This is a genomic window from Kitasatospora sp. NPDC049258, from assembly GCF_040678895.1.
In the GTDB taxonomy this organism is placed as follows: domain Bacteria; phylum Actinomycetota; class Actinomycetes; order Streptomycetales; family Streptomycetaceae; genus Kitasatospora.
This window is the reverse complement of the sequence record NZ_JBFAQT010000081.1, coordinates 1-7,354: the sequence shown is the minus strand read 5'-3', so window position 1 is coordinate 7,354 and position 7,354 is coordinate 1. Positions and strand designations below refer to the sequence as shown.

Sequence of the window (7,354 nt, the reverse complement as noted above, 5' to 3'; positions counted from 1 at the left end):
GTGCTCGACCACCGGTACCGGGCCGCGCTCTGCCTCGAACAGCTCGGCCGCAGCGCCCGCCCGGGCTGCCACCCTCCACCACGTTCGTGCCTCAGGCCTACCAGGGGCCGTACGGTCCGATGTTGCGCCGCCCGCCGCCACCACGCCCGTCCGTCAGCTCCTTGATCGCGGGCCGGACGTCGACCATGTACACGATCGAGGCGACCAGGCCGGCCAGGGTCAGGAAGCCGGTAGCCACATTGGCGCCGAGCAGCAGGTCCAGGCCGAGCGACAGGCCGAGCAGGACCAGCCAGAACGGCTTGGTCTTCTTGCCCGCCGCCCGGTAGGCGTCCTCGCGTCTGGTCACCGCGTCCACGAAGGCGAACAGCTTGAACCCGATGATCGCGATGGCCAGCCACCAGAACGGGTTCAGGACGTCGAAGAGCAGGATCTGCTGCACTGCGGTCTCCTCACTGCCTCTTCGGCTCGGGCGGCGCGGTCGGGCACCTGCGGTCCGGTCTCACGGGGCCTGCCCGAGCGTCTCGCGCCGGGCGACCCCTCACCCATCGTGACACGACGGCCCGGGGCTCACCGGTGAGAACGGACCGAACCGTCCGGACGTGCCCCGATCGGCCCGTCCGCCCGGCCCGACGACCGATGGCCGCCAGCAGGCGGGGTTACTTCTCGGTACCGGCCTTGCGGGCCCGCCCGGACTTCTTCGCGGTCGGGGCCTCGGCGGAAGTGTCGTCCACCAGCTCGCCCTCGACGGGCTCCTCGGCCGACCCGGCGGCCTCGGCGTCCACGACGACCTCGGTCACCTCGGCGGGCTGCGCCGCGCTCCCGTCCGCCGGGCCACGGCCCTTCTCCACCACGGCCTTGCCGCGCACGGCCAGCTCCTCGTAGGCCTCCATCGCCTTCACGGCGAGCTCGGCGGCGCGGCCGACCTGCTGGAGTGCGAAGGTCTGCGCCTTCTCCTGCAGCTCCTTGAGGTCGGTCGGCAGGGTGCTGACCGTCTCGGTCACCTTCGCCTGGGCGCCGGCCAGCGCGGTCTGGGCCTCCTGGAACCGGGCGGCCGCCTTCTCCTGGGTGGCCTTGCGGTCGGCGGTCAGCTCCTCGACCTTGGCCGGGACCTCGCGCAGCTTCTCGTAGGCCAGGTCACCCGCGCCCGCCAGGGCGTAGAGCGGGGTCGGGTCGGTGAGGGTCTTCTTGATCTCGTCGGTGATCGGCATGTCCGGTCCTCCTGTGTGCGTGGACGGCCCGGCCGGGCCCGTCGGAAGGTCTGGGTGCGGCGCTGTCAGCCGCCGGCCTCGGCCGCGTCCGCGACCGCCCCGGGAATCTCGCGATTCTCCTTGAGGAAGGCCTCGTACACCGCCAGCAGCGCCTGCTTCTGACGCTCGTTGATCAGCGGATCCGCCAGGATCGCGACCCGCAGACCGGGCGCCTCCCCGTGCCGCTCCTCCAGGATCCCGGCCTGCACGTACAGCGTCTCGGCCGAGATCCGCAGCGCCTTGGCGATCTGCTGCAGGATCTCCGCACTCGGCTTGCGCAGCCCGCGCTCGATCTGGCTGAGGTACGGATTGGACACCCCGGCGGCCTCCGCCAGCTGCCGCAGCGAGTACTGCGCATTGCGCCGCTGCTCGCGGATGTACTCGCCGAGCGAGCCGACGTTCAGTGAGGCCATGCCAGCAGTCTGCACCCACCTGCTTGCAATTGCAAGCAGACTGCTAGCAGCAGCAACCGGCGTGTCGCACCGGCTCGGAGCTCCGGCCGACGTCCTGGCGAAGCGCGACCATGGCCGTCATTTCCTGACCCAGGGCATGTCCGTGGTCCCGTGGTCCCGGTGGGGCGGTGCCACGACGCGACTCCCCACTCGGACCCGCAGTGCTTGCCGGTCCGGTCGTACCCGGGTGTGATCGACCTCTCCGTCACCGACGCCGCGGAAGTCGCGGAAAACGGCCACCGGCCACTGCCCGGGGTCCGAGCCGGTGGTCATCCAGCAGCAGTAGGTGTGGTTGCTGTTCATGCCCCAAGGCAGCAGGCCGCCGGGGTCCGGGAACACCGGCGTACGTTCCTGGTCCCAGAATTCGTCCTCGGGTGACCAACTGGATCATGGAGTTCAGCCGCCGCCGAGCTTGGCCACGGCGTCGCGCGCCCGCCGCATACTGTCGAGGCATGGCGATCTTCAACTCCTACGACGGCACCAGGCTCTGGTACGACACGTTCGGCACCGGCCCGGCGCTGGTCGCCCTCCCCGGCGGCCCGGGGATGGACGCCCGCTACCTGGGTGACCTCGGCGGGCTGGACGCCGGGCGGACGGTGATCCGGCTGCACCCCCGCGCCAGCGGCCGGTCCGAGGCGCCGGAGGACCGCTCCGGCTGCTCCTTCGCCGAGCAGGCCCGGGACGTCGAGGCGCTGCGCCGGCACCTCGGACTCGACCGGTTCGACCTGCTGGGCCACTCGGCGGGCGCGCTGACCGCGCAGCGGTACGCCGCCGAGCACCCCGACCGGGTCCGGCGGCTGGTCCTGGTCACCCCGGTCGGGCGGGCCGCCCGGGAGCCGGACGAGGACGAGCTGGCAGCGCTGCGCGCGGCCCGGTCGGACGAACCCTGGTACCCGGACGCGGCGGCGGCCGTGGCCGAACTGCGGCTCGGCGGGGGCGATCCGGCGGAGCTGGCGCGGCGGATGACCCCGTTCTTCTGGGGCAGCTGGACCGAGGAGATCCGGCAGGCCGCCTTCGACCCCGGGCTGGCGCCCGCCCCGGCCTGGCTGCGCGCGGAGTTCTACGCGAGCGCGGGCGCGGGCGCGCCGAGGCCGGTCCGGGTGCCGGTGCTGGCCGTGGCCGGCGGCCGGGACGGGCTGATCGGGACTGCGCCGGCCCGGCTGGCCGCCGACTGCCATCCGCGGGGCCGGCTGGAGGTGCTGGCCCGGGCGGGCCACCGGCCGTGGGTGGACCGGCCGGAGGAGTTCCGGGCGCTGGTCGGCGCCTTCCTCTACCGGCCCGCTGACGACCGACCCACCGACGACCGGCCCGCTGACAACCGACCCACCGACAGTCGGCCGGACGCGGGTCGGCCGGACGCGGGTCGGCCGGACGCGGGTCGGCCGGACGCGGGTCAGGCGCCGGTGAACCGCCGGTAGGCGGGGGCCAGCAGATCGGCGAGGTCACGGCCGCGGACCGTGATGCCGGAGGCCCCCGGCCCCGCCGAGGCCGAGCCGACCCGCTCGGTGTCCTGCTCCCGGTCGGCGCCGCCCAGGGTGAACTCGCCCTGCCAGAAGTCCGCCAGGCAGTCCACGAGCGGTCGCTCCCCCCGCTCGGCCCCGGCCGCACCTGCGGGCAGCGGCTGGGCGGATGACTCGTCCACGGGGGTCACGCTCCGATCGCGTCGGCCGACAGGGCGAGCAGCTCGCGCAGCTGCTCCGCGGGCAGTTCGGTGAGCCACTGCTCGCCCTCACCGACCACCGTACGGGCCAAGGTCCGCTTGCTCTCGATCAGCTCGGCGATCCGCTCCTCCACCGTGCCGACGCACACCAGCCGGCGCACCTGGACGTCCCGGCGCTGCCCGATCCGGTGGGCCCGGTCGGTGGCCTGGTCCTCGACCGCCGGGTTCCACCAGCGGTCCAGGTGGATCACCTGGTTGGCGGCGGTCAGGTTGAGCCCGGTGCCGCCCGCCTTGAGCGAGAGCAGGAACACCGGCGGCCCGTCCGGCGACTGGAACCGGGCCACCAGCTCGTCCCGCTCGCGCTTGGGCACGCCGCCGTGCAGGTGCAGCACCTCCCGTCCGAGCCGGCCGCTCAGGTACGGCCGCAACCGGGCGCCGAACTCGGCGTACTGGGTGAAGACCAGGGCCCGGTCGCCCTCGGCGAGCGCCTCGGCGAGCAGTTCCTCCAGGCGCTCCAGCTTGCCCGAGCGGCCGGCCAACGCCGAACCGTCGCGCAGCAGTTGGGCCGGATGGTTGCAGACCTGCTTCAGCCGGCCGATCGCGGCCAGCACCGCGCCCTTGCGCTCGACCCCGCGGATCCCTTGCAGCCGGGCCAGCAGGTCGGCCACCACGGCCTGGTAGAGGCCGGCCTGCTCGGCGGTGAGGCCGCAGCGCACGGTGAACTCCTGCTTGGCCGGCAGCCCGGCCGCGACGGCCGGATCGCTCTTGTGCCGGCGGAGCATGAACGGGCCGGTGAGGCGCTGGAGTTCGGCGGCGGCGTCGAGGTTGCCGGACTGCTCGACCGGGATCGCGAACCGCTCCTTGAAGGACTCCGCACTGCCGAACAGACCGGGATTGGCGAAGTCCAGGATCGCGTGCAGTTCGGCCAGCCGGTTCTCCACCGGGGTGCCGGTCAGCGCGATCCGCGGGCCGGAACGCAGCGCGCGGATCGCCCGGGACTGGCCGGCGCCGCTGTTCTTGATGTGCTGCGCCTCGTCGGCGACGATCCGCCGCCAGCGGGTGCGGCGGAGTTCGGCCAGGTCGCGCTGGACCAGGCCGTAGGTGGTGACGACCAGGTCGGCGGTGGTGTCCGGCGGTTCGCGGTCGGCGCCGTGGTGGACGTGCACCCGCAGCCCGGGGGCGAACCGGGCGGCCTCCCGTTGCCAGTTGCCGACCACCGACATCGGGCAGACCAGCAGGGTCGGGCCGATCGCGCCGCGGGCCTTCTCCACGCTCAGCAGGGCGAGGGTCTGGACGGTCTTGCCGAGGCCCATGTCGTCCGCCAGCACGGCGCCGAGGCCGAGCCGGGCGAGGGCGTCCAGCCAGGCCACTCCGCGCTCCTGATAGGGGCGCAGGACGGCGGTGAAGTCGGGAGGCAGCACGGGGGCCGGGGCATCGGTGGCGGCCCGGCCGGCCAGCAGGTCTCCGATCGGCCCGTCGGCGTGCACGGCGGCCACCGGCAGGCCGGGCACCGGCGAGTGGCCGCCGAGCGCCAGCCGGAGCAGCTCGGCGCCGTCGAGCACGCCCTCGCCCCGGTGGGTGAGGAAGTCGAGGGCGGCGGCGATCTGACCGGCGTCGACCTCCACCCACTGCCCGCGGAGCCGGACCAGGCCCTGCTGGGCGGCGGCCAGTTCGGCCAACTCCTGCTCGGTCAGAGCCAGTTCGCCGACGGCCAGCTGCCACCTGAAGTCGAGGACGTCGTCCCGGTCGATCCTGCCCCGGTGCTGGACGACGCCGGGGGTGGGGGTGCGGGCGGTGAGCAGCAGGCCGAGCCGCGGCCGGCGCTGCCACCAGGCCGGCAGCAGCACGCCGAAGCCCGCCCCGGCGAGGACGGGGGCGGCCTCGCGCAGGAAGTCCAGGGCCGCCGCGCGGTCGAGCGGCAGGCCGGCGGGCCGGGCCGAGCGCAGGGCCGGGCGCAGCTCGGGGCGGTGCAGGGCGGCGCGTTCGAGCTCGGCGCGGTAGAGCTCGGCGGGGTCGCCCTCCGCAGTGCGGGCCGCGGAATCGTCCACCGCCCGCGGGTCGGCCACCGCCCGCGGGTCGGCCACCGCCCGCGGGTCGGCCACCGCCCGCGGGTCGGCCGCGAGGGCGTGGGAGAGCGCGGCGGCGGCCGGTCCGCCCGTCCACAGGTCGGCGGCGGCGACCAGCAGGGAGGGGCGGTGGACCGGCTGGAGCAGGAAGTCGAGCCGCCAGTCGTCCACGGCGGGCCGGCCGTCCGGGTCGTCGTCGGCGGGGCCGAGCGGCTCGGACAGCCGCAGGCACAGGCGCAGCGGGCGGCGCTCGGGGCGCCCGTCGTACCAGGCGGCGAGCCGCTCCCCCAGTCCGGGCGGGGCGGCGGCGAGGCGGCCGTCGGGGGTGCCGAGCGCGGCCAGCCACTGTTCGGTGGGGCCGGCCTCGGGGTCGGGGCGCGGCAACGGCGCCGGGTGCGGGAGCGCGGCCGGATCCGCCAGGGCGGCCCTGGCCTCCTGGTCGACCAGGGCGTCGAGCACCGCGTGGAGCAGCCCCCGGCCGCCGGGGGTGTCGCCGCGGGGGACGTCCTCGGCGCGGCAGACCGGCGGGCAGCCGGCCGCGAGCGCGGCGGCCTCGGCCCGCGCGGGGCCGTCGAGGGCGGCCTGCCAGCGGGCGTACGGCGTGCCGTCCTCGATCCGGAGCACCGGGCGCAGCAGGCCGCGGCCGAGCAGCCGCCAGGCCAGGTCGTGGACGGCGGTCAGCCAGCGCAGCGAGGCGCCGTAGGCGATCTCGACCGGGCCGCGGCCGGGCAGTTCGGCGGTGGCTCCGGCCCAGCGCGGCTCGTAGAGGGCGCCGAGCAGCTGGGCGGCCTCGGCGGGCTCGAACACCAGGGTGGGGGCGCGCCAGGCCGCCAGCGAGACCCCGCCGGAGGTGGCGCCGACCGGCAGGTCGGGCGAGGGTGCGGGCCGGCCGCCCAGGCTGGGCAGCCGCAGGCCGGTCCAGCGTTCGGCGCCCTGCTCGGCCAGCCAGCCGAGGCCGGGGCCGATGCCGGCGAGCAGCCGGGCGACCTCGGCGGCCGGGCAGGCGAAGGGGTGGGCGTGGCTGCCGGGTTCGGTCCGGACGGTGCGGAAGGCATCTGCATCCTCGGCCCACAGCGCGAGGCGGCCGTCGCTCCGCCAGAGCGCGTGCAGGGCGTACATGGGTGTGCCTCCGTGGTCCGGTCGCTTCACCCTAGCCCGGCTCCGCCCGCCGCTACCCGGGCGGCGATCGAGGACAGGAGCTGACCGCATTCGTCGATAGCGTCGGTAGCACCGAGAGCGGGCGCGGCCGGGCAGGCCGCCCCGGAGGACGACGAGAGGCGACCGAACATGCCCACCCTGGTGAACGCGGAGACCGACGAGCGCGATGCCCTGCTCTCCTTCCTGGCCGCCCAGCGCGGCGGGCTGCGCCGCGCGGTGCACGGGCTGACCGAGGAGCAGGCGGCGAGCACCCCGACCGTGAGCGCGCTCTCGCTGACCGTACTGATCAAGCACGCGGCGCGCTGCGAGCGGTTCTGGATCGTCGACAACCTGCGCGGGCAGGGCGCCGACACCGGCCGGGGCGAGAGCGACTGGGCCGACGAGTACCGGCTCGCCGAGGGCGAGAGTCTGGCGGCCTGGCTGGCCACGTACGAGCAGGTCGCGACGGAGACCGAGAAGATCGTCCGGGAGCTGCCGAGCCTGGAGGTGGACTTCCCGCTGCCGGTGGCGCCCTGGTTCCCGCCGAACAGCCGCCGCACCGCCCGCTGGGTGCTGCTGCACCTGATCCAGGAAGCCGGGCGGCACGCCGGCCACGCGGACATCATCCGCGAGACGCTCGACGGGAAGACCGCCTTCGAGCTGGTCGACGAGACCGGCGCCGCCTGACCGCGCCCGCCCCGGCGCCGCGCCGTGCCTCCGCGCCTGCCGGCGGATCACCGTCTTGGTCCGCATCAGGAACTCGCCGAGGTAGCTGTCGTGCGGCACCCCCGG

Annotated in this window: 7 protein-coding genes; 2 read left to right on the top strand and 5 right to left on the bottom strand. The window is 75.4% G+C overall.

Annotation, left to right across the window (positions count from 1 at the left end):
* Positions 1-97: 97 nt before the first annotated feature.
* The 3 genes from AB0K43_RS31015 to AB0K43_RS31005 all read right to left on the bottom strand — a co-directional run bounded on the left by AB0K43_RS31015 (position 98) and on the right by AB0K43_RS31005 (position 1,660).
* A complete protein-coding gene (locus AB0K43_RS31015; protein WP_363645689.1) occupies positions 98-439 on the bottom strand; it encodes a DUF2516 family protein in 342 nt (113 codons plus the stop codon).
* Positions 440-656: 217 nt separating this feature from the next.
* Positions 657-1,208 (bottom strand): hypothetical protein, encoded by a 552-nt coding sequence (locus AB0K43_RS31010; RefSeq protein ID WP_363645687.1) that lies wholly within the window; start codon positions 1,206-1,208, stop codon positions 657-659.
* A 65-nt stretch (positions 1,209-1,273) separates the two neighbouring features.
* Positions 1,274-1,660, bottom strand: coding sequence for a helix-turn-helix transcriptional regulator (locus AB0K43_RS31005; protein WP_363645685.1), 387 nt, complete (start codon positions 1,658-1,660; stop codon positions 1,274-1,276).
* Positions 1,661-2,151: 491 nt separating this feature from the next.
* Between AB0K43_RS31005 and AB0K43_RS31000 the strand changes: the two genes are divergently transcribed.
* Positions 2,152-3,117 carry an alpha/beta hydrolase gene (locus tag AB0K43_RS31000; RefSeq protein ID WP_363645683.1) on the top strand — a complete coding sequence of 322 codons (966 nt, stop codon included), beginning with the start codon at positions 2,152-2,154 and terminating at the stop codon, positions 3,115-3,117.
* Here the strand turns inward: AB0K43_RS31000 and AB0K43_RS30995 are convergent.
* Together AB0K43_RS30995 and AB0K43_RS30990 are read right to left on the bottom strand one after the other, a co-directional pair.
* The gene (locus AB0K43_RS30995; RefSeq protein WP_363645681.1) at positions 3,093-3,341 is read right to left on the bottom strand and encodes a hypothetical protein; all 249 of its coding nucleotides are present in this window, start codon (positions 3,339-3,341) and stop codon (positions 3,093-3,095) included. The two genes, AB0K43_RS31000 and AB0K43_RS30995, sit on opposite strands and share 25 nt — an antisense overlap.
* A 5-nt stretch (positions 3,342-3,346) precedes the next feature.
* A complete protein-coding gene (locus tag AB0K43_RS30990; protein WP_363645679.1) occupies positions 3,347-6,544 on the bottom strand; it encodes a DEAD/DEAH box helicase in 3,198 nt (1,065 codons plus the stop codon).
* A gap of 168 nt (positions 6,545-6,712) precedes the next feature.
* On the opposite strand from AB0K43_RS30990, the gene AB0K43_RS30985 reads away from it, so the two are divergent.
* Positions 6,713-7,249 carry a DinB family protein gene (locus AB0K43_RS30985; protein ID WP_363645677.1) on the top strand — a complete coding sequence of 179 codons (537 nt, stop codon included), beginning with the start codon at positions 6,713-6,715 and terminating at the stop codon, positions 7,247-7,249.
* Positions 7,250-7,354 lie beyond the last annotated feature (105 nt).

Bases quoted from the DNA above. Each gene is read 5' to 3' on its own strand.
- AB0K43_RS31000 (WP_363645683.1), top strand. From the start codon at position 2,152: ATGGCGATCTTCAACTCCTACGACGGCACCAGGCTCTGGTACGACACG.
- AB0K43_RS30985 (WP_363645677.1), top strand. From the start codon at position 6,713: ATGCCCACCCTGGTGAACGCGGAGACCGACGAGCGCGATGCCCTGCTC.
- AB0K43_RS30990 (WP_363645679.1), bottom strand. From the start codon at position 6,544: ATGTACGCCCTGCACGCGCTCTGGCGGAGCGACGGCCGCCTCGCGCTG.
- AB0K43_RS31010 (WP_363645687.1), bottom strand. From the start codon at position 1,208: ATGCCGATCACCGACGAGATCAAGAAGACCCTCACCGACCCGACCCCG.
- AB0K43_RS31005 (WP_363645685.1), bottom strand. From the start codon at position 1,660: ATGGCCTCACTGAACGTCGGCTCGCTCGGCGAGTACATCCGCGAGCAG.